16 protein-coding genes and 2 tRNA genes are annotated in these 19,627 nt (G+C 59.1%); 5 read left to right on the top strand and 13 right to left on the bottom strand.

Features of this window, described 5'->3' with window-relative positions:
• Positions 1-72 precede the first annotated feature (72 nt).
• The gene (locus JOE33_RS02120) at positions 73-255 is read right to left on the bottom strand and encodes a hypothetical protein (RefSeq protein WP_010429991.1); all 183 of its coding nucleotides are present in this window, start codon (positions 253-255) and stop codon (positions 73-75) included.
• Between the two features lie 286 nt (positions 256-541).
• Here JOE33_RS02120 and JOE33_RS02115 point away from each other — a divergent pair, with 286 nt between their 5' ends.
• Positions 542-1,168, top strand: coding sequence for a peptidase C39 family protein (locus JOE33_RS02115; RefSeq protein WP_240009406.1), 627 nt, complete (start codon positions 542-544; stop codon positions 1,166-1,168).
• 59 nt (positions 1,169-1,227) lie between these two features.
• On the opposite strand, the gene JOE33_RS02110 is transcribed toward JOE33_RS02115, so the two are convergent.
• Positions 1,228-2,511 carry an FAD-binding oxidoreductase gene (locus JOE33_RS02110; protein WP_010429996.1) on the bottom strand — a complete coding sequence of 428 codons (1,284 nt, stop codon included), beginning with the start codon at positions 2,509-2,511 and terminating at the stop codon, positions 1,228-1,230.
• 182 nt (positions 2,512-2,693) lie between these two features.
• On the opposite strand from JOE33_RS02110, the gene JOE33_RS02105 reads away from it, so the two are divergent.
• Both JOE33_RS02105 and JOE33_RS02100 read left to right on the top strand, forming a co-directional pair.
• Positions 2,694-2,770 (top strand) — tRNA-Val (locus JOE33_RS02105).
• A 164-nt stretch (positions 2,771-2,934) separates the two neighbouring features.
• A tRNA-Val gene (locus JOE33_RS02100) sits at positions 2,935-3,011 on the top strand.
• A 134-nt stretch (positions 3,012-3,145) separates the two neighbouring features.
• On the opposite strand, the gene JOE33_RS02095 is transcribed toward JOE33_RS02100, so the two are convergent.
• From JOE33_RS02095 to JOE33_RS02085, 3 genes are all read right to left on the bottom strand, one after another.
• Positions 3,146-4,207 carry an SDR family oxidoreductase gene (locus JOE33_RS02095; RefSeq protein ID WP_187625884.1) on the bottom strand — a complete coding sequence of 354 codons (1,062 nt, stop codon included), beginning with the start codon at positions 4,205-4,207 and terminating at the stop codon, positions 3,146-3,148.
• A gap of 90 nt (positions 4,208-4,297) precedes the next feature.
• A complete protein-coding gene (locus JOE33_RS02090) occupies positions 4,298-4,696 on the bottom strand; it encodes an NUDIX hydrolase (RefSeq protein WP_187625885.1) in 399 nt (132 codons plus the stop codon).
• 304 nt (positions 4,697-5,000) lie between these two features.
• Positions 5,001-6,077 carry an NAD(P)-dependent alcohol dehydrogenase gene (locus JOE33_RS02085; protein ID WP_010433767.1) on the bottom strand — a complete coding sequence of 359 codons (1,077 nt, stop codon included), beginning with the start codon at positions 6,075-6,077 and terminating at the stop codon, positions 5,001-5,003.
• A gap of 245 nt (positions 6,078-6,322) precedes the next feature.
• Here JOE33_RS02085 and JOE33_RS02080 point away from each other — a divergent pair, with 245 nt between their 5' ends.
• Together JOE33_RS02080 and JOE33_RS02075 are read left to right on the top strand one after the other, a co-directional pair.
• A complete protein-coding gene (locus JOE33_RS02080) occupies positions 6,323-9,232 on the top strand; it encodes an EAL domain-containing protein (protein ID WP_032613981.1) in 2,910 nt (969 codons plus the stop codon).
• A 168-nt stretch (positions 9,233-9,400) separates the two neighbouring features.
• The gene (locus JOE33_RS02075; RefSeq protein WP_010433772.1) at positions 9,401-9,955 is read left to right on the top strand and encodes a hypothetical protein; all 555 of its coding nucleotides are present in this window, start codon (positions 9,401-9,403) and stop codon (positions 9,953-9,955) included.
• A 142-nt stretch (positions 9,956-10,097) separates the two neighbouring features.
• On the opposite strand, the gene JOE33_RS02070 is transcribed toward JOE33_RS02075, so the two are convergent.
• The 8 genes from JOE33_RS02070 to JOE33_RS02035 all read right to left on the bottom strand — a co-directional run bounded on the left by JOE33_RS02070 (position 10,098) and on the right by JOE33_RS02035 (position 19,528).
• Entirely contained in the window at positions 10,098-11,045 is a 948-nt protein-coding gene (locus JOE33_RS02070) for a carbohydrate kinase (RefSeq protein ID WP_010433774.1), read from the bottom strand.
• A gap of 22 nt (positions 11,046-11,067) precedes the next feature.
• Positions 11,068-12,549: a xylulokinase gene (gene xylB, locus JOE33_RS02065; RefSeq protein WP_096103013.1), complete on the bottom strand. Its 1,482-nt coding sequence runs from the start codon at positions 12,547-12,549 to the stop codon at positions 11,068-11,070.
• A gap of 10 nt (positions 12,550-12,559) precedes the next feature.
• A complete protein-coding gene (locus JOE33_RS02060) occupies positions 12,560-14,041 on the bottom strand; it encodes a mannitol dehydrogenase family protein (protein WP_187625886.1) in 1,482 nt (493 codons plus the stop codon).
• A 17-nt stretch (positions 14,042-14,058) separates the two neighbouring features.
• Positions 14,059-15,165: a sn-glycerol-3-phosphate ABC transporter ATP-binding protein UgpC gene (gene ugpC, locus JOE33_RS02055; RefSeq protein ID WP_187625887.1), complete on the bottom strand. Its 1,107-nt coding sequence runs from the start codon at positions 15,163-15,165 to the stop codon at positions 14,059-14,061.
• Between the two features lie 30 nt (positions 15,166-15,195).
• Positions 15,196-16,029, bottom strand: coding sequence for a carbohydrate ABC transporter permease (locus tag JOE33_RS02050; protein WP_003369336.1), 834 nt, complete (start codon positions 16,027-16,029; stop codon positions 15,196-15,198).
• 10 nt (positions 16,030-16,039) lie between these two features.
• Complete coding sequence (locus JOE33_RS02045) at positions 16,040-16,972, bottom strand: sugar ABC transporter permease (protein WP_187625888.1); 933 nt, start codon at positions 16,970-16,972, stop codon at positions 16,040-16,042.
• Between the two features lie 87 nt (positions 16,973-17,059).
• Positions 17,060-18,382, bottom strand: a complete 1,323-nt coding sequence (locus tag JOE33_RS02040) for a sugar ABC transporter substrate-binding protein (protein ID WP_010433791.1) — start codon at positions 18,380-18,382, stop codon at positions 17,060-17,062.
• Positions 18,383-18,622: 240 nt separating this feature from the next.
• Entirely contained in the window at positions 18,623-19,528 is a 906-nt protein-coding gene (locus tag JOE33_RS02035; protein ID WP_010433795.1) for an AraC family transcriptional regulator, read from the bottom strand.
• Positions 19,529-19,627: the final 99 nt, after the last annotated feature.

Genomic DNA, 19,627 nt, shown 5'->3' with positions numbered 1-19,627 from the left:
TTTTGCATTCACGGTGCTGGCAAATGTGCTGAGGAGGGCAGATCAGCTACACGCTGCTCATACCCCTATAAATCAGCTGGCTGCTACAGCGGGGGGCTTGATGTGCTTTGCAAGTACAGCCTGTTGTGCCGCACGCGGCTCGACGCTGCGCGGCTGATGATGGCGACGGGATACGCGCATCACCCCCCACAGCATCGCGCTGGCGACGGCGAGCCACGAGGCGATCAGCATCACTATTGTCAATTCCAGGCTCATAAGTGCCTCCACATCCTGCTTTTTGTTGCGGTCTTGATAACTGACAGTCTAGTACGGGGCATGTTTCGGTTAATTGACCAGTGGCATCGGGCTATGAATTATTTTCGCCATCCCGCTGGTCGAGGCGCCGCGCAGCTATACCCGAAACCCTGTCGGCTCTATCATCGCTGTTCAGGTCGGGTCGCGGGTAGCCCGACAACAGTTGAAGTGGGTGCACATGCTGTCGGTTTCTTTCTTTACCGGTATTCCCGGTACGCTGCGTTCAGGGCTGATTGCGGCCTTGCTGATGAGCCTTGCCGGTTGTTCGTCGATGGTTACGCCGGAGATCAAACGCCTTCCGGACCGGGTCGAGCTGACGTCGGTACCGTTCTTCCGGGGTAATGCCTATCAAAGCGGGCCGATGGTGCTGGCAAGCATGCTAGCCAACCAGCAGGTGCAGACGACGCCCGGTTTGCTCGACAAGCCGTTGCAACTGCCGGGTGCCGAGGAGCGGCTCGAGCAGAACATGCAGGAGGTCGCGCGTGAATACGGTTTCATGGTGTACCCGCTTGATGGCCAGCTACAGGACCTGCTGACTCAGGTCTCGGCGGGCTATCCGGTGATGCTGCGTTTTGCCCAGGGCTCTGCACTGTGGAAAGGGCCGCGTTATGCGGTGTTGATCGGCTATAACCGGATCAAAGAGACCGTGCTGCTCAGCGCAGGCATGGATCGTCGCTACTCAATGAGCTTCAGCAGCTTCGCGTCGGCCTGGAAAGACGCGGGCAGTTGGGCGGTACTGATTCAGTCGCCCCGGCAGTTGCCGGCCAACGTCGATGCGCAGCGCTGGTTGCAGGCGGCCGAAGCGTTATCGACATCAGGGCAGGAGCAGGCGGCGGGTGAGGCGAAAAGAACGCTGGCACGCGGCGTTAAATGAAATCAACGCGGCAGGAACAAAAACGGCACCGATAAGGTGCCGTTTTACGTTCAGCCGACTTAGAAACCGAGTCGGTCACGCAGGCTGTAATACCACGCGCCCAGCGCAGTCAACGGTGTGCGCAGCATCTGTCCGCCGGGGAACGGGTAGTGGGGCAGATCGGCAAACGCATCGAAACGTTCTGCCTGACCGCGCAGCGCCTCAGCCAGTACCTTGCCGGCCAGGTGGGTGTAGGTCACACCGTGTCCGCTGCAGCCCTGCGAGTAATATATGTTATCGCCCAGTCGTCCAACCTGGGGCAGACGAGACAGGGTCAGCAGGAAGTTGCCGGTCCACGCATAGTCGATTTTCACGTCCTTGAGCTGCGGAAACGCCTTGAGCATTTTCGGCCGGATGATGGCTTCGATATTGGCGGGATCTCTGGCACCGTACACCACACCGCCGCCGAAGATCAGGCGCTTGTCGGCGCTGAGACGGTAGTAATCCAGCAGGTAATTACAGTCTTCGACACAGTAATCCTGCGGCAGAAGTGTCTTGGCCAGTTCATCGCTCAACGGCTCGGTGGTGATGACCTGAGTGCCGCACGGCATCGACTTGGCCGCCAGCTCCGGGACCAGATTGCCCAGATAGGCATTGCCGGCCACGATAATGAACTTGGCCCGGACCCTGCCTTGCGCCGTATGCACCACAGGATTTGCCCCGCGTTCGATGCGAATCGCCGCTGACTGCTCGTAAATGGTTCCGCCCAGCGTTTCAACGGCCGCGGCTTCACCCAGTGCGAGGTTAAGTGGATGAATATGCCCGCCGGTCATGTCCAGCAAGCCGCCGATGTACTGATCACAGGCCACGACTTCATTGATCCGGCGCTTGTCCATCAGCTCGAGGCCGGTATGCCCGTAGCGCTCCCAGAGCCGCTGCTGGGCCTCAAGATGCGCCAGTTGCTTGCTGGTCAGCGCAGCAAATACACCGCCGTCTTTCAGATCGCACTGAATGCCGTAACGGGAAACCCGATCGCGAATGATGGAGGCGCCTTCGAAGGCCATCTGCCCGAGCAATTGCGCCTGGCGTGGTCCCACGGTTCTCTCGATGACATCAATGTCGCGGCTGTAGCTGTTGACGATCTGCCCGCCATTACGCCCCGATGCGCCGAAGCCGACCTTGGCCGCCTCCAGCACCGTGACCCGAAATCCGTTTTCCAGCAGGAACAGAGCGCTGGACAAGCCTGTGTAACCGGCTCCGATGACACACACGTCAGTTTCGACTTCACCCTGCAACGCCGGACGTTCCGGGGCAGCATTGGCTGAAGCCGCATAATAGGACTGCGGGTAGGGCGTGTTTGCCATCCTGAGACTCCGTTTAATATTCTTGACGATGGCGGCAATCGTACCCGAGATATAAAGGCTCTGCCAGCAGCAGGCGCAAAGAGTCATTGCCCGTCGATTGGCAAAAAACGCTGTATTTCATAGGGTTAGCAAAAAAACAGATTGACAGGTATTCGCATATCCGTAGAATGCCGACCCACAGCAGGCACGTAGCTCAGTTGGTTAGAGCACCACCTTGACATGGTGGGGGTCGTTGGTTCGAGTCCAATCGCGCCTACCAGACAAAATCCGCTCTGCTGGGCGGTAAGAAAAGGGTCAGCCGAGAGGCTGGCCCTTTTTTGTTTGCGCGTCGAACCTTCGGGTAAAAAATTCGCGTATTCATAGAGTTACTGCAAAAAAGAATTTGACAGGCATTCGAATATCCGTAGAATGCCGACCCACAGCAGGCACGTAGCTCAGTTGGTTAGAGCACCACCTTGACATGGTGGGGGTCGTTGGTTCGAGTCCAATCGCGCCTACCAAACAAAATCCGCTCTGCTGGGCGGTAAAAAAAGGGTCAACCGAGAGGTTGACCCTTTTTTGTTGTGCTCGCTTTACCCGTAGCCTGTGCCAGCTCTCGTGCCAACGCAAGCATTGGCACGAGAGGGCAATTGCCTCAGGGAATCAGGCGGTCACGACGCAGCTTTTCAAACACGTCGAAGAACGCATCGTCACTGGCCTGAAACGCGGTGAAGCCCAGTTTGCGACTTTTTGACATGTCAGTGACCACCTCGATCGGACGGCCGAGGTCGGCATCGCTGTGCCATGGCGAAATCAGCCTGTTGATGTCACTTTCCTTGAGCTGATGCTCGCGAACGATATCACTCCAGATTGCCTGATCGTTGGCCATCTGCGTTTCCAGCGGGGCTGGCTCGCTCGGGAAGTCGGCTGGCTGCAAGCCGAAGTATTCAGCGATCTGTCCCCACATCCAGCTCCAGCGAAAAACATCGCCGTTGGTGATGTTGAACGCCTGATTGGCGGCTGCAGGTGTGGTCGCGGCCCACAGTTGCTGGCGGGCCAACTGACGCGCATCGGTCATGTCGGTCAGGCTGTCCCACTGCACGCGTGAACCGGGGAATACGAAAGGTCGGCCGGTGGCTTTACAGATCGAAGCGTAGACCGCCAGGGTCGTCGCCATGTTCATCGCGTTGCCGACGGCGACACCGGTCACGGTATGCGGGCGATGGACGCTCCAGGTAAAGCCGTCCTTCTCCGCGGCAGCGAAGACTTCGTCTTCCTGGGCGTAGTAGAAGTTCTCGATATCCAGGCGGGCCTGCGATTCCCTGAACGGCGTTTGCGGCAGGGTGCCTTTGCCATACGCTTCAAACGGGCCAAGGTAATGTTTGAGGCCGGTCACCAGTGCGACATGCTGAACGCTGCCGGCAGGACGCACAGCGTCCAGCACATTGCGCACCATCGCAGCATTGACGCGGATATTTTCTGCTTCAGTGGCCTGACGCGACCATGTAGTGATGAAAACGTGAGTGGGCTTCAAATCAGCCAGAGCCGCACGCACGGACTCCGGGTTCTGCAGGTCTGCAGCGACCGGAATCACGCCGGGCCGCGCTGAAGGGCTACGGGATAGGGCGGCAACCTGCCAATCGTTTTCCAGCAACAACTGCGTGATTGCGCTGCCGACAATGCCACTTGCGCCAACAACCAGGGCGGTCTGAGTCATAAGGGTCTCCTGAGACGGGGAAGAAAGTAATGAACCGTCTGCTGTCTCAGAACAGAATCAGGCCATACCGTTCAACCCTATTGCCTCCGATTACCACGCGATTTGGCTCCGGGCGCTGGAAATGTCTTCGGGCGAGTTGGCATAGGACTTGACGATGGTCTTGGTCGCAGTGCTGGCCTTGAGGTCGTCCAGTTTCTGCGGCGCAAGCCATTTGCAGGCGGCAATTTCGTTTTGCGGCGATGGCTCGCTGGAGGCCGGAACCTGAGCGGTGAAAACGTAATGAGCTACTTGATCCTTCTCGTACACGTCGAGGTAAAGAAGATCAAGGTCAGTAAGTCCGGTTTCCTCGCACAGTTCACGCACTGCGGCCTGGAAGGGCGTTTCACCTGCTTCAATCTTGCCGCCGGGCAGCGCCCAGCGTGATTTCGGTTTGCGCACGTAGAGGACCTGGCCGTCCCGTTTGCAGATGACTGTCGCTCGTTGTTTCATAATCCGTTCACCTGTTAAACGTCCGTTGACATGAGTATCTGCAAGGACTGCGTGAACTTGAGACTCAAAGATAGTCAGTAGTAGTCACCAAAATGTAATAAATAGTTCATCTTTAAGGGCGCGATGCTCAGACCGCAGAGTGAAACGGTCTGAGCGAGTTGCACAGCAGGTGGCAGTGCCGATGTCTGCAACCAGCGTCCTGCTACTGAAGTATGGACATCAGTGAGGGATTGATGGCGATCGGTTCACCGGGGGCGACGTACGGCATATCCGGGCGTCGCAGCCATCCTTGGCCGGGTGCGCATCAGGCAGCGTTCGAGTCGGCAGCCGCTTCTTGCTTGAGGCTGTCCATGTCGATGACGAAGCGATACTTGACGTCGCCCTTGAGCATCCGCTCGTAAGCCTCGTTGATGTCCTGCATGTTGATCATTTCGATGTCGGAAACGATGCCGTGCTCGGCGCAGAAATCCAGCATTTCCTGGGTTTCCTGGATGCCTCCGATCAACGAGCCAGCCAGGCTGCGGCGCTTGAAGATCAGGTTGAACACCGCCGGTGACGGGTGTGGCTCTGCTGGCGCGCCGACCAGCGTCATGGTGCCGTCGCGCTTGAGAAGAGACAGAAAGGCGTCCAGGTCATGCGGCGCTGCCACTGTATTGAGGATAAAGTCCAGGCTGTTGGCCTGAGCGGCCATTTGTGCCGCGTCCCTGGATACGACCACTTCATCGGCGCCCAGACGCAAGCCATCTTCGCGCTTGTTGGGGGAGGTGGTGAACAGCACCACATGGGCACCCATGGCGTGGGCGATCTTGACGCCCATGTGGCCGAGACCGCCAAGCCCGACAATGCCCACTTTCTTGCCGGGGCCGACCTTCCAGTGGCGCAAGGGGGAATAGGTGGTGATGCCTGCACACAACAGCGGCGCCACGGCGGCCAGGTTGGCATCATGAGAGATGCGCAAGACGAACTTTTCCTTGACCACGATCTTGTCGGAGTAGCCGCCGAATGTGTTCTCGCCGCCGAATACCGGGCCATTGTAGGTGCCGGTGAAGCCACTCTCGCAATATTGCTCGTCGCCCTCGGCGCATGAGGTACATTGCTGGCAGCTGTCGACCATGCAGCCGACGCCAGCCAGGTCGCCGACCTTGAACTGCTTGACGTCGGAGCCTACCGCCGTCACCCGACCGACGATTTCGTGACCCGGGACAGAAGGATAGAGAGTGTTGTGCCATTCATTGCGCGCAGTATGCAGATCCGAGTGGCACACACCGCAGTAAAGGATATCGATCTGGACGTCGTCAGCCCCGGGCGAGCGGCGTTCGAATTCATGCGGCTTGAGAATGTCCTGAGCCGATTGCGCTGCGTAGCTGTATGTCTTGACCATTACTGTCACCTGTTCAATGGGGATAAGTGTAACGCCGTACGACAGCATAGCCGAGCCTCGCTCATTGGCCTTGCTGTCTGGCAGTGCACCTGAATCTGACACATGTGGCCGCCGTGTAGTGCCCTGCGTCACACAAGCGTCATCGGGAAGTCGCAGGGTCTGCCAAAAAGGTATGAACTTTGCAACAATGCCCGGTCACGCTTGTAATCTTTGGTCATGGTTTTAAGGATGACCGCCGTTGGCTCATGCATCTGGGTGTTTCCATGACAGTCTCACTTCTGGCCAAGGGCCTTTGCCCAAGCGTAGCCTGCACCTCGCGTACCCCCGGCAGCGCGTTGCCAGCCAATCGCGACCGATTCTCCTGTCACGTCTCCATAGAAGCACTCATCAACGCCGTAAAAGAGCAGACAGGAGCCATTGCCTGGGCCGCATACGCCGCTGGGGAGCAGAAATGCCTGCTCGGGCAGGGCGACGACAGCGTTGTCTGGCCGGTACATATCGCGGCTGAGGATTTCGAGGCTTATTGCGCTCAACTGCAGCTGCATTGCCGGGTCGCGGGGCAGGGCGAGGGCGTGCTGGGTTGGGTGTTGGCACCGATGACGGAAAAAGACCACCCCTTGCTGGTGGATCTGGCCGTCAGGCTGGGCTCGCTGTTGCAGACTGCGGCGTTGATCCGGGCGCAGAACACTCAGCGGGTGCTCTATGAAATCAGCCTGCTGGCCAGCTCTACGCTGGACCGCGGTCCTTTTCTGCAAGGCATTCATGAGCAACTCGGGACCCTGATCGATGCCGAAAACTTCTACGTTGCGCTGTATGACCGGCAAAGCGGCAAGATCACCTACCCTTATTACATCGATCGTTTCGATGACGAAGCAATGGCGCAGGAAGCGTTCGAGTTTATCGACGCTGATCGAATGTCGCTCACCGGATATGTCTTGAGCAGCGGTCAGCCTTTGTTTCTCGATGCCGGCTGTATCGAACTGGCCAAAGCCGAAAACCGGTTTTACTGCGTCGGACGTCGGCCCGAGTTCTGGATGGGCGCGCCCTTGAAAAATGCATCGGACCAAGTGTTCGGCATGGTCGCGATGCAGGTCTACGACGTGTCTCGTGTCTACAGTGCCCAGGATCGTGCATTGTTCGCCGTCGTGTCGCGCCATGTGGCGATGGCGCTGGACCGGCAGCTGCGCCGAACTGACCTGGAGCAGGTGGTGGCCCTGCGCACGCAACAGCTTTCTGCAGCCAACGACGCGTTGCGTCAGGAGGTCAGGGATCGCGAGCGCGCCGAGCATTTGCAGAATGCCCTGTTCCAGATTGCCGAGCTTTCCAGTCGGCCCGGTGACATGAACGAGCTTTTCCGCAGCCTGCACATGATCGTCGGCGAGCTGCTGGTGGCGCTCAATTTCTACATCGCGCTTTACGACAGTGCGACGGGCGAAGTGACCTTTCCGTACTACATTGACGAGTTCAAGCCGGCGCCGCCGCGCTCACGACGCGGGCAGCGGGGATTTACCGAGTATGTGATAGGCCAGCGGCGACCGTGCCTGATCGATTACGAGGAAGCCCGCAGGCTGGAAGGCCTTGGCGAGATCGAGGTGCAGCGACAATCCGGTCGTTGCTCTTCATGGCTGGGCATTCCGCTGTTCGACGGCGGACAGGTTCGCGGCGTGCTGGTGGTGCAGAGTTATTCCAAGGACGTCAGCTATACCTTGCGCGATCAAGAGCTGCTGACCTTCGTTTCTCGCCACATCGATACGGCACTGTCCCGGCGCAGCGCGGCGGAGGCAATCCACACCGCCAATGTTCTGCTTGAAGCCAGGGTTCGAGACCGGACCCGGGAGCTGGACCAGGCCAATGCCAGGCTGCAGCACGAAAACTCCCATGACTCACTGACCGGGCTGCCCAATCGCAGCCATCTGCAACATCGTCTGCGGCAGGCATGGCAGGACTTCTGCAGCAATGGCCAGCAAGTGATCGTCATGTTCATCGATCTGGATCGCTTCAAGATGATCAATGACAGCCTTGGCCATCACTGCGGTGACATCCTTCTGGTACAGGCCGCCGAGCGCCTGCGCAGTTGCATGCGCGAGCGGGACCTTCTGGCGCGGCTTGGCGGTGACGAGTTCGCAGTGTTGAGCATCGACACGCCGCTGCAGACGGGTACGGAGATCGCCCAACGCATACTGACTGCATTCGAGCAGCCGTTCGTGATCGATGATCACACCGTTTTCTCTTCCTGCAGTATCGGTGTGGTGGGCGCCGACAGCCGCTTCCATCAGGAGCCGGCTGACCTGCTGCGTGATGCCGACACCGCCATGTACCGGGTCAAGAACGGTGGGCGGGACAGCTTCGCGGTGTTCAATCAGGCGTTGCGTCGCGAGGTGTCGGATCAGGTCGAGCAGGAGGGTGCGTTGCGCACTGCGCTAAAACGTACGGATCAGCTGATTCCCTATTTTCAGCCAGTGATCTGCGTCAATAGCGGAAAGCTGCTGGCGTTCGAGGCGCTGATCCGCTGGTGTATGCCGGATGGACGGATCGTCGGGCCAGAGAGCTTTCTGCCTGCGCTCGAGGGACTGCGCCTGATTGGCCGCCTGGATTTCTACATGCTCAAGCGTGTGGTTGCCATTCTAGCGCAACCCGAGAACGGTCATTGGCCACCCGTGCATGTGAACTGTTCGAGCTACAGCATCACCCGTCCGGCATTTGCTGCGGAAGTGCTGGCGCTGCTTGCCGAACACAATGTTGCGCCTGAACGTCTGTGTCTGGAGCTCACCGAAGGTGCAATGGTGGCCGACCCCGAACAGGCACGTCTGTCAATGAAACTCCTGGCCGAGCACGGCATGTCAGTCATGCTGGACGATTTCGGCGCGGGCTTCTCTTCGCTCAGCTACGTGCACCAGTACCATTTCAGCGGATTGAAAATCGACAAGTCGTTTATTTTCGGCCTGGCCTCCAGTGTGCGCAGCCGCGCTATTGTGCGTGCCATCGTGCGCATGGCCGAATCCCTCGATCTGACCGTGGTTGCCGAAGGGGTCGAGGACCGTGAAACGCTTGAGCTGCTGCGCGAGATCGGCGCCACACAGGCGCAGGGCTACTACTTTTCCGAGCCGCTACCGATTGAACTGCTGGATATCAACACCGGTCGTGCGGCAGGCTGACACTCGGCCAGCGCTTGCCGCAGACGGCAGGATGTATCCGTTCTTTGACGCGGTCGATTTGTCTGTATTTAACTTAATCCTTAAAAATCAAAAGGTTGTTGATTTATACGACAGTTGGCATCGGACTTGCTGTTGAACCTGCGCAACAGGTTCATCAGGAGGTGAAAGATGATTATTGGCACGAGTGCGCTTGAGCAGCTTGTTTCCCGGGCAGTTGTCGGGCGCAAGACCGTGGATGAGGTGTCCCAGGACGCCTTCAGCTCGGTCGCTGCCGCTGGCCTGACATCAGGTTCGGCACCGGTTACCGCGCAGACCAGCAGTTCGACATCGCAGGACAGCAAGCAGGACAACAGCGGCTACAACGAATCCTTTGCACGGATGATGATCAATCTGAAGTCCGCCGGTGATTCGTCACTGTCGGAAAAGACGGCTGACCGTGACAACGGTGTCATCGGTTCAGTGGCTGGCACCACCAGCACCACTGGCACGGCATCGACGGATTCGGTAGAACAGAAATTCATGGACTCTCTGAAGCAGACAGCCGAAGAGAAAGTGCGCGAAAAGCTGACTGGCATCACCCAGAAAGACTACGACGCCATGGCACCTCAGGACCAACTGGCGATTGACCAGAAGGTTCAGGACGCGCTCAAGGACAAGCAGAACGACGTTGCGGATGACATCAACACCCGCATCAGAGGCATCAAGGCCGGTATGGTGGCCTGATGTTTGCTCGACGACTTTGATGGCCTTTTCGTGAGCAAGCGAAGCGTCGCCCGGCTCACTCCCACTAATAGGTGGGAGTGAGCCTGCTCACGAAGACTATCGTCCATACACCGCAGTTCATGCGGGTGTATGGAGGTAGTGTTTAAGCCTCTCGCCCCAACTGATGCCGATACGGCAGATCCGGGCCGACCTTTGTGCAGGTCAGCGCGGCTGCGCCGACGGCAAAATTCAGCATTTCGTCCAGTGTTTCCCGTGACAGCGTCGACAGGCCTTGTGGCGTATCGAGCTGGCGTTCGCTGAGGAAAGTCAGCAGCGCCGCCTGAAAAGTATCCCCGGCTCCGACGGTATCGGCGGTGACCACGGTTTTTGCGGGCACCGACCAGGTGCCGTGCTGGCGGGTGAAGACGCTGGCGCCTTGCGTGCCGCGGGTGACGATGACCAGTTGGGTACGTTTGCCGAGCCAGCCTTCGGCGATCTTTTGTGGGTCGCTGTCCGGGTACAACAGGTGCAGGTCTTCGTCGCTGACCTTGATCAGGTGCGCATGCTCGGCGAACGCTGCGACCTGGCTGCGCCAGCGCTGAATGTCCGGTGCCGGGTTGAGGCGCACGTTGGGGTCCAGCGAGATCAGGCGTGCGCTGCTTTCACGGGCGACCAGCGCCAACAGTGTGTCGGCAATCGGCTGCACCACCAGTGAAAACGAGCCGACGTGAATGCCGCGTACCTTTCCGCCGAGTTCCGGTAGGTGCTCCAGGCGCAACTGACGGTCCGCGCAGCCTTCGCCCCGGAAGCTGTAAGTCGGCGAACCATCGCTGCCCACGGCGACCATGGCCAGTGTGGTGGGCGCGTCGAATTCGATCAGGTGATCGGTATTGACCGTTTCCTTTTCCAGCACAGCACGCAGACGGCGGCCCAGGTAATCGGTGGACAGCCCGGCAAGGAAGCCTGCTTCCACACCCAGACGGCGCAAACCGATCGCAACGTTGAACGGAGAGCCGCCGGCAATCGCATCAAACCCCAACCTGTTCAGGGAACCGCTGTCATCCGCGCGGGTGAAAATATCGAACAGTGCTTCGCCACAAACCAGAAACATAAGTGCTCCATGAAAAAACGCTTCAAACCTTGCGCAATTGCGCCTGATAGCGCTGATAGACCTGCTGATAGGCGGCCACATTATGCACCACAGGGTGGGTCTCACTGCTTTGATCGAGACTCACGCAGCGTTCGCAGAGTTGCTGCAGGTCCTCAGTCTTGCCGTTGGCGCGCGACCAGCACCAGGCCGCCTGAATGGCAGCGCCCAGTGCAGCGGCTTCAGAGTGGTCGGTGCAGATCACCGGTGTGTTCATGATGTCGGCCACGATCTGCCGCCACACGGCACTTTTGGAGCCACCGCCGATCAGACGGATCTTTTCGCTTTTGATACCGCTATCGCGCAGCAGGTCCAGCCCGTAGCGAAGGCCGAAGGTCGTGCCTTCGACTACGGCACGGGCGAGGTTGGCCTGGGTCAGATTGGTGCTGTCCAGCCCGACGATGCTGCCTGTAGCGTCGGGCAGGGCGGGTACGCGTTCGCCGTTCAGAAAGGGCAGCATCAGTACGCCTTCGGCGCCAATCGGAGCCTGGGCGACTGCCTGGTTGAAGCCGGCGATGTCGAGGGCAAACAACTCGCGAATGGCAGTCGTCGCGTTGGTCAGGTTCATGGTGCAGATCAGCGGCAGCCAGCCGCCGGAGGATGAGCAGAAGGTCGCGACCGACTCATGCTCGCTGACCCGCGCCTCATCGGCGTAGGCATACACCGTGCCCGAAGAGCCCAGGCTCATGGTAATCAGCCCTGGCTGGATATTGCCTGTGCCGATCGCGCCCATCATGTTGTCGCCGCCGCCACTGGAGACCAGCGCGTCAGGGTTCAGGCCCAGCAGTCCAGCGACCTCGGGACGCAGTGCGCCCACCGATTCGTGCGCTTGCAACAGCTGTGGAAGTGCCTTGCCCAGACGACCGGCCGGGTCAATGTGCGCGAGCAATGGCAGGTCCCATTCGCGAGTGCGCACGTTGAAGTAACCGGTGCCCGATGCGTCGCCAAACTCGGTGCAACAGCGACCGGTCAGCCAGTAGTTGAGGTAGTCGTGGGGTAGCAGCACCTTATCGATCCGCTCGAACAGCTGCGGGTATTGCTCCTTGGTCCACAACAGTTTTGACACGGTATAGCCTGGGGCGATGACCAGGCCAAGGCGTTGCAGCGAGCCCTGCGCGCCACCCAGGTAGTCCAGCAGGCGCTGGTTTTCCGGTGCCGACTCGGTGTCACACCACAGCTTGGCCGGGCGCAGTACCTCGCCCTGAGCATCAAGCAGCACCAGGCCATGTTGCTGGCCCGAGACTCCGATGCCCTGAATCTGCTGGCCGGAAACGCCCGACGCTGCCAATGCCTCGCGCGTCGCTTGTTGCAGCGCGTCCAGCCATTGCTGCACGTCCTGTTCACGGCGGCCGTTATGGTCGCTGATCAGGCTGTGCGGCGCCGAGCCTTCGCCCAGCACGTTGCCGCTTTCGGTATCGAGCACCAGCACCTTGGTGCCCTGGGTCCCGCAATCGATTCCAAGAAACATGGGAATTCCCTCAGGCCCTGGCGGCCAAAAGCTTTTCCAGTGTGCCACTCACACCCAGTGTGCGGAGATCATCGAGGTTCTGCTTGAAGGCCGCCACGAAGGCTGCGGATTGCGGAATGGCCGAGCCGAAGATTTCTTCTACCGCCAACAAACGGTCTGTAATGAGTGCGTCATCAGCCACCAGCGCCTGGCAGAACTCGGCTCGCGGGTCAGGAATTGTGTAGGTCGTGCCGTTTTCGTCGACACCTTTCAGATACAACGCCCACGCGGCGACCACCAGTGAGGCGCGTGCGAGATTACCCTGATCGACGATCAGGCGATTGATCGTCGGAATGGTGAACTTGGGAAATTTCGACGATCCGTCCGAGCAGACCCGTTCCAGCTGATCGGCAATCGCCTGATTGGAGAAGCGCTCGATCAGGGTGTCCTTGTAACCTTCCAGGTCGATGCCTGGCACCGACGCCAGTTGCGGGGTGACGTCCAGGTCCATGTAGGCGCGGATATAGCTCACAAATTGCGGGTCATTCATGGTCTCGTGCACAAAACGATAACCCTTGAGGAAGCCCAGATAGGTCAGCGCAAGATGACTGCCGTTGAGCAGTTTGATCTTCATCTCTTCATAAGGGGTCACGTCGTCGGTGAACTGCACACCGACTTTTTCCCACGACGGGCGACCATTGACGAACTTGTCTTCCAGCACCCACTGCACGAACGGTTCGCAGACCACCGGCCAGGCGTCGTCGATGTGCTTGTCGTCCGCCAGTTGCAGTCGGTGAGCTGCGCTGGTCATCGGCGTGATGCGATCCACCATCGCATTGGGGAAGCTGACGTTTTCCTTGATCCAGTCGTGCAGGTCGGCATCGCGCAACGTGGCAAATGCCAGCAGTGCCTTGCGAGTGACTGCGCCGTTGTGTGGCAGGTTATCGCAGGACATCAGGGTAAAGGCCGGTGTGCCTTGCGCCCGGCGCTGAGCCAGCGCTGCGCAGAGGAAGCCGAATACCGTCTTTGGCTGATCCGGATTAGCCAGATCGTGCTGGATCTGCGGCAGGTGGGCCATGAACTGACCGTTGCTGTCGTCGATGCAGTAACCGCCTTCGGTGATCGTCAGCGAGACGATGCGGATGTCCGGGCTGGCCAGTTTGTCGATCAGCGCCTGCGGGCTGTCATCGGCCAGGAGCATGCCGCTGATCGAGGCAATGATGCGGGTTTGGGTATCGGGTGTGTCACCCAGTTCATAGAGCGTGTACAGGTAGTCCTGTTGTGCCAGTGCATCGCGCACGGCCTTGTCTTCGGGGCGCAGGCCCACGCCGCAGATACTCCATTCAAAGCCTTCGCCGCTGTTCATCAGCGCATCGGTGTAAAACGCCTGATGCGCCCGGTGGAAGCCGCCGACGCCAATGTGGGCAATGCCCTGGCGAGTGCTGTCGACGGTGTAGGCGGGCAGGGCAATGTCGGCGCCCAGTCGGGACAGATTGTTTTTGTTCAGTTTCATGAAGGGCTCTCCGGAACTCAGGCTGCGGCAGTCTGCAAGGCTTTGGCGATCACCAGACCTTGAGCGTCGAACAGGTGGCATTGGGCACTGTCGAGATGCAGGTTCAGCGTCTCGCCGTACTGGCTGGCCAGGTCACCTCGAATACGCATGGTCAGCGCCTCGCCCGAACGGGTGCGCACGTGACAGTATGTGTCACTGCCAAGACGTTCGCTGACGTCGGCAATCACCTGCAGCTGGCAATCGTCCCCTTGGGCAAGGTTCAGGTGTTCCGGGCGGATGCCCAGCGTCACTGCGGCACCGACGTTCTGTCCTGCGCCATTGACCGGCAGGCTGATGCGCGTTCCGGCATCCAGCTCGACTTCGCAGCTGGTGCTGTCCACCCGGCTGATCCTGCCCTTGAGGAAGCCCATTTTCGGCGTGCCGAGAAAGCCGGCAACGAACAGGTTGGCCGGATGGTGGTACAGCTCGAGCGGCGAGCCGACCTGTTCGACCTTGCCGCCATTGAGCACGACAACCTTGTCGGCCAGGGTCATGGCTTCCACCTGATCGTGGGTCACGTAGATCATGGTGGCCTGCAGCTCCTTGTGCAGGCGCGACAATTCCAGGCGGGTCTGCACGCGCAGCGCAGCGTCGAGGTTGGACAGCGGCTCGTCGAACAGGAAAATCTTCGGGTTGCGCACAATGGCCCGGCCAATCGCGACACGCTGGCGTTGCCCGCCGGACAGCTGTTTAGGCTTGCGCTCCAGCAGCGGTCCGAGCTCCAGAATGCGTGCGGCTTCATCGACCTTCTTCTTGATCTCGGCCTTGTCACCGCCCGCCAGGTCCAGCGCAAACGACAGGTTCTTGCCAACGGTCATGTGCGGATACAGCGCATAGGTCTGGAACACCATGGCCAGGTCGCGCTTGGCCGGAGTGACCTGAGTGATGTCCCGGCCATCGAGCTCGATAGTGCCCGACGTCACTTCCTCAAGCCCGGCGATCAGCCGCAGCAGGGTGGATTTGCCGCAGCCCGAAGGCCCCACGAAGACCACGAACTCGCGGTCTTTCACATCCAGGTCGATACCCTTGATGATCTGGTGACCGTCAAAGCCTTTTTGCAGATTGCGGATGCTCAGGTTAGCCATGTTGGATTCCTTCTTGTTCTTTGGGCCGGGCTATTTGACAGCGCCGAACGACAGGCCGCGAACCAGTTGTTTCTGACTGATCCAGCCGAAAATCAGAATGGGCGCACAGGCCAGAGTGGATACCGCCGACAGCTTGGCCCAGAACAACCCTTCGGGGCTGGAATAGGACGCGATCAAGGCAGTCAACGGCGCAGCGGCGGACGAGGTGAGGTTCAGCGACCAGAATGCTTCGTTCCAGCAGAGGATCAGCGACAGCAGTGCGGTGGAAGCCAGGCCGCCCTTGCAGATCGGCATCAGCACGCGAAAGATCTCCTGGCGGGTGCTGGCCCCGTCCAGCCGGGAGGCCTCGAGGATCTCGCCGGGGATATCCTTGAAGTAGGTGTAAATCATCCAGACCACGATCGGCAGGTTGATCAGCGTATAGATGATGATCAGCGCCAGTCGCGAATCGAGCAGGCCAAAGGTCTTGGCCAGCAGATAGATCGGCATCAGCACGCCCACCGGCGGCAGCATCTTGGTCGAGAGCATCCACAGCAGGGTGCCTTTGGTGCGCTTGGTCTCGAAAAACGCCATGGAATACGCCGCAGGGATCGCAATCAGCATCGCCAGCACCGTGGCGCTGAAGGAAATCAGTACCGAGTTCCAGGCAAAGTGGAAGTAATCGCTGCGCTCCTGGATGTGCAGGTAATTTTCCAGCGTCGGGGTAAAGAACAGCTGTGGCGGTGTCGCGAACGCATCGATCTCGGTCTTGAAGCTGGTCAGGACCATCCAGAAGATCGGAAAGAACACCAGCGCAGCGATGATCCAGGACAGGGCCCCGAGCAGCAGGCTTTGCAGACGGCGTGATTGTTTGAGGGTCATCATGGCAAGGTCCTCATGACTTGTCGGTGAGGTTTTTGCCGATCATCCGGATCAGGATGATCGCCGCGATGTTGGCTATGACCACGGCAATCAGCCCGCCCGCCGAGGCCATGCCGACGTCGAACTGCAGCAGCGCCTGTATGTAGATCAGGTACGCCAGGTTGGTCGAGGCAAAGCCCGGCCCGCCGTTGGTGGTGGTGAAGATTTCAGCGAATACCGAGAGCAGGAAGATCGTTTCGATCATCACCACCACGGCAATCGGACGCGCCAGATGCGGCAGGGTCAGGTGCCAGAAGATCGCCAGTGGACCTGCGCCGTCCAGCCGCGCCGCTTCTTTCTGCTCCTGATCGAGTGACTGCATGGCGGTCATCAGGATCAGAATCGCGAAGGGCAGCCACTGCCACGACACAATGATGATGATCGACAGCATCGGGTAATGGGCGAACCAGTCAATCGGTTCGGCGCCGAAGAACTTCCACACCGCTGCGAGTACGCCGGACACCGGATGAAAGATCAGGTTTTTCCAGATCAGCGCGCTGACCGTGGGCATGATGAAGAACGGCGAGATAAGCAGTACGCGAACGATGCCGCGACCGAAAAACTCGCTGGCTTCCAGCAGCGCGGAAATCAGCACGCCGAAGATCACACTGATCGCCAGCACACTGCCGACCAGCAGTAAGGTATTGCCGGCACCCGGCAAAAAGCCGCTGTCGGTCACGAAATACTGGAAGTTTTCCAGGCCGACGAATTCGTTTTCGCCAGGGGACAGCAGGTTGTAGCGGATCAGCGAGAAGTAAATGGTCATGCCCAGCGGCACGATCATCCACACCAGCAGAAGCGCCACCGAAGGACTGACCAGAAACCAGCCCGGCTTGAATCGACGGCTTTTGAGCGGTTGCTGTTCGCCGGACAGGTCCGTGCGTTCAAGGGAGGCTGAGGTATTCATGGGGAGCTCCGAACCGGATTGCACCAGAGTTGTTGCGCAGTTGAGCGGCAGGGCGAAAGCATCGGCTTTCGCCCTGGTGCGTGACGGTTACTTTTTCGGGTAACCCGCTCGTTTCATGTCGCGCGTGGTAGCGGTTTGCGCATTCTGCAAGGCCTGATCCACAGTGGCCTGACCTATGAGAGCTGCGGAGAACTGCTGGCCGACGCTGGTGCCGATGGCCTGGAACTCGGGAATGGTGACCAGTTGAATGCCGACGTAAGGCACGGGTTTGAGCGTTGGCAACTTGGGATCGGCCTTCTTCAGCGACTCAAGCGTGACATTGGCAAACGGTGCTGCCTTTTTGTACTCGTCGGTGTAGGTCGAGGCGCGAGTGCCAGGCGGCACGTTGGACACACCGTCGGTATCGGCAACCAGTTTGGCGTACTCCTTCGAGGTGGCCCACTGGGTGAACTCGGCAGCGTCCTTGGTGTTCTTGGCGCTGGTCGGGATCGCCAGCGACCACGAGTACAGCCACGATGAGCCCTTGTCGGTCACTTCGTGCGGGGCGTAGGTGAAGCCGACGCTGTCGGCCACTTTGCTCTGCTTCTTGTCGGTCACGAACGAACCGGCAACGCTGGCGTCGACCCAGATGGCGCACTTGCCGCTGTTGAACAGCGCAAGGTTCTCGTTGAAGCCGTTGCTGGAGGCGCCCGGCGGGCCGGACTGCTTCATTGTGTTGACGTAGTAATTCAGCGCATTCTTCCACTCTGGCTGATCGAACTGTGGCGTCCACTTCTCATCGAACCAGCGTCCGCCATAGGCGTTGGCCAGCGTAGTGATCAGCGCCATGTTCTCGCCCCAGCCAGCCTTTCCGCGCAGGCAGAGGCCGTACTGCTCCTTGGACTTGTCGGTCAGTTTGCCGGCGAACTCGGCGATCTGGGTCCAGGTAGGGCGCTCGGGCATAGTCAGGCCGGCGGCCTTGAACAGGTCGGTGCGATAGTAAGTGATCGATGCTTCAGCGTAGAACGGCAGGGCGAACAGTTTGCCGTCCACCGACAGGCCGTCACGCACGGAAGGGAATACATCGTCCAGCGCGTAACTGGCAGGCAGGTCTTTCATTTCCTGCAACCAGCCTTTCTGACCCCAGAGTGAGGCTTCGTACATGCCGATGGTCAGCACGTCGAACTGGCCACCCTTGGTGGCGATGTCGGTGGTCAGGCGTTGACGCAGGACGTTCTCTTCCAGCACGACCCAGTTGAGCTTGATGTCGGGGTGCTTTTCTTCGAAGGTCTTGGAGAGGCGTTGCATGCGAATCATGTCACTGTTGTTGACCGTGGCGATGGTCACGGTCCCCGCTGTGGCACTGCCACTGAACACGAAACAGGTGCTGAGGACGGAACTGGCGAGCAGAAGTTTTGCTGAGTTCTTCATTGATCACTCCTCTTCCACGCCCAGAGGACTGTAGAAGGATGGTTATTGTTTTTTTCTCTTCCGGAGGTGAGGAAGATGTGCATTGATTACACCGGCGTTCGGTCTGAAAGACAAATCCTGCGCCGCACTCTGACTGATACTTTTTTGCACTCGGGTAGCAAAAGGCAACAGCGCCGAATCGCCCATAGGGCGGCTTCGGCGCAACTCCAGCGTAGACGATGAGGGTGAGAGCAGGGCGAATCAGTACAGGTTTTGTTCGGTCAGACGCTGAACGGCGAGGCGGCGGTAGTGCGACGGGGTCATGCCCTTGAGTTGCTGAAAGCGCCGATTGAAGTTGGAAATATTGTTGAATCCGGACTCGAAGCACACATCGGTGACCGGCTTTTTGCCGTCGGCGAGCAGTTCGCACGATTTGCTGATACGCAGCCGATTGACGAACTCCACGAAGCTGCGCCCCGTAGCCTGTTTGAACACCCGGGAAAAATAGGTCGGCTTCATGCCCAGATACTCGGCGACTTCCTCCAGCGGCAGCTCGCGGCCATAGTGGGCGAAGATATAATCCACCGCCCGGTTGGTGCGATCCACGCTGTGCTCGTCCGCCGTGTGCGCAACCGCCGTGCCTGACAGCAACTGGTAGTCGTCGCTGGCGGCCAGCAGCTCGAGCAGGATGAAAAAGTGGCCCAGACGAGTAATGCCTCGCGAGTCGGCGATCTTCTGCATCTGCTTCATGGCCTGACGAATCGTGCGTTTGCAGCGAAACTCGATGCCGTAGCGGGCGCGCTCCAATAACGGCGTCAGGGTCTTGAGTTCGGCAAACACCTGATTGCCGCTTTCCAGCAGCTCATCGGTAAAGTTGACCAGCATGTCGCGCTTGGGCACCTCTTCGCCGTCGTCGATCTGGCTGATCCAGTTATGCGGCAGGTTGGGGCCGGTGAGGAACAGGCTGGCAGGATTGAAATTGCCGATGTAGTCGCCGACAAATACCTTGCCGGAGCTGGCGACAATCAGGTGCAGCTCATATTCCTTGTGGAAGTGCCAGCGTACCAGCGGGCAGGGGAAACCATGTTCGCGATAGATGATCGACAGACCGTTGTGGTCGTCCATCAATTCGTAGGAAGGGTCTGCGATTCTTGTTGTTTTATTCATTGGCGATGTCATGTTCATCTGTTGCCAAAAGAGTAATGTGCCTGATTTTTCAGTTCAATGCCCGGTCGTTGGCAAAAATCGCCTACGATCAGGCCTCTG

The organism is Pseudomonas sp. PvP027, assembly GCF_017833005.1.
Lineage (GTDB): Bacteria > Pseudomonadota > Gammaproteobacteria > Pseudomonadales > Pseudomonadaceae > Aquipseudomonas > Aquipseudomonas congelans.
This window is presented reverse-complemented; position numbering and strand designations above follow the sequence as displayed.

Bases quoted from the DNA above. Each gene is read 5' to 3' on its own strand.
- ugpC (WP_187625887.1), bottom strand. From the start codon at position 15,165: ATGGCTAACCTGAGCATCCGCAATCTGCAAAAAGGCTTTGACGGTCAC.
- JOE33_RS02060 (WP_187625886.1), bottom strand. From the start codon at position 14,041: ATGAAACTGAACAAAAACAATCTGTCCCGACTGGGCGCCGACATTGCC.
- JOE33_RS02120 (WP_010429991.1), bottom strand. From the start codon at position 255: ATGAGCCTGGAATTGACAATAGTGATGCTGATCGCCTCGTGGCTCGCC.
- JOE33_RS02115 (WP_240009406.1), top strand. From the start codon at position 542: ATGAGCCTTGCCGGTTGTTCGTCGATGGTTACGCCGGAGATCAAACGC.
- JOE33_RS02035 (WP_010433795.1), bottom strand. From the start codon at position 19,528: ATGAATAAAACAACAAGAATCGCAGACCCTTCCTACGAATTGATGGAC.
- JOE33_RS02095 (WP_187625884.1), bottom strand. From the start codon at position 4,207: ATGACTCAGACCGCCCTGGTTGTTGGCGCAAGTGGCATTGTCGGCAGC.
- JOE33_RS02045 (WP_187625888.1), bottom strand. From the start codon at position 16,972: ATGAATACCTCAGCCTCCCTTGAACGCACGGACCTGTCCGGCGAACAG.
- JOE33_RS02050 (WP_003369336.1), bottom strand. From the start codon at position 16,029: ATGATGACCCTCAAACAATCACGCCGTCTGCAAAGCCTGCTGCTCGGG.
- JOE33_RS02040 (WP_010433791.1), bottom strand. From the start codon at position 18,382: ATGAAGAACTCAGCAAAACTTCTGCTCGCCAGTTCCGTCCTCAGCACC.
- JOE33_RS02080 (WP_032613981.1), top strand. From the start codon at position 6,323: ATGCATCTGGGTGTTTCCATGACAGTCTCACTTCTGGCCAAGGGCCTT.
- JOE33_RS02110 (WP_010429996.1), bottom strand. From the start codon at position 2,511: ATGGCAAACACGCCCTACCCGCAGTCCTATTATGCGGCTTCAGCCAAT.
- xylB (WP_096103013.1), bottom strand. From the start codon at position 12,549: ATGTTTCTTGGAATCGATTGCGGGACCCAGGGCACCAAGGTGCTGGTG.
- JOE33_RS02090 (WP_187625885.1), bottom strand. From the start codon at position 4,696: ATGAAACAACGAGCGACAGTCATCTGCAAACGGGACGGCCAGGTCCTC.
- JOE33_RS02070 (WP_010433774.1), bottom strand. From the start codon at position 11,045: ATGTTTCTGGTTTGTGGCGAAGCACTGTTCGATATTTTCACCCGCGCG.
- JOE33_RS02085 (WP_010433767.1), bottom strand. From the start codon at position 6,077: ATGGTCAAGACATACAGCTACGCAGCGCAATCGGCTCAGGACATTCTC.
- JOE33_RS02075 (WP_010433772.1), top strand. From the start codon at position 9,401: ATGATTATTGGCACGAGTGCGCTTGAGCAGCTTGTTTCCCGGGCAGTT.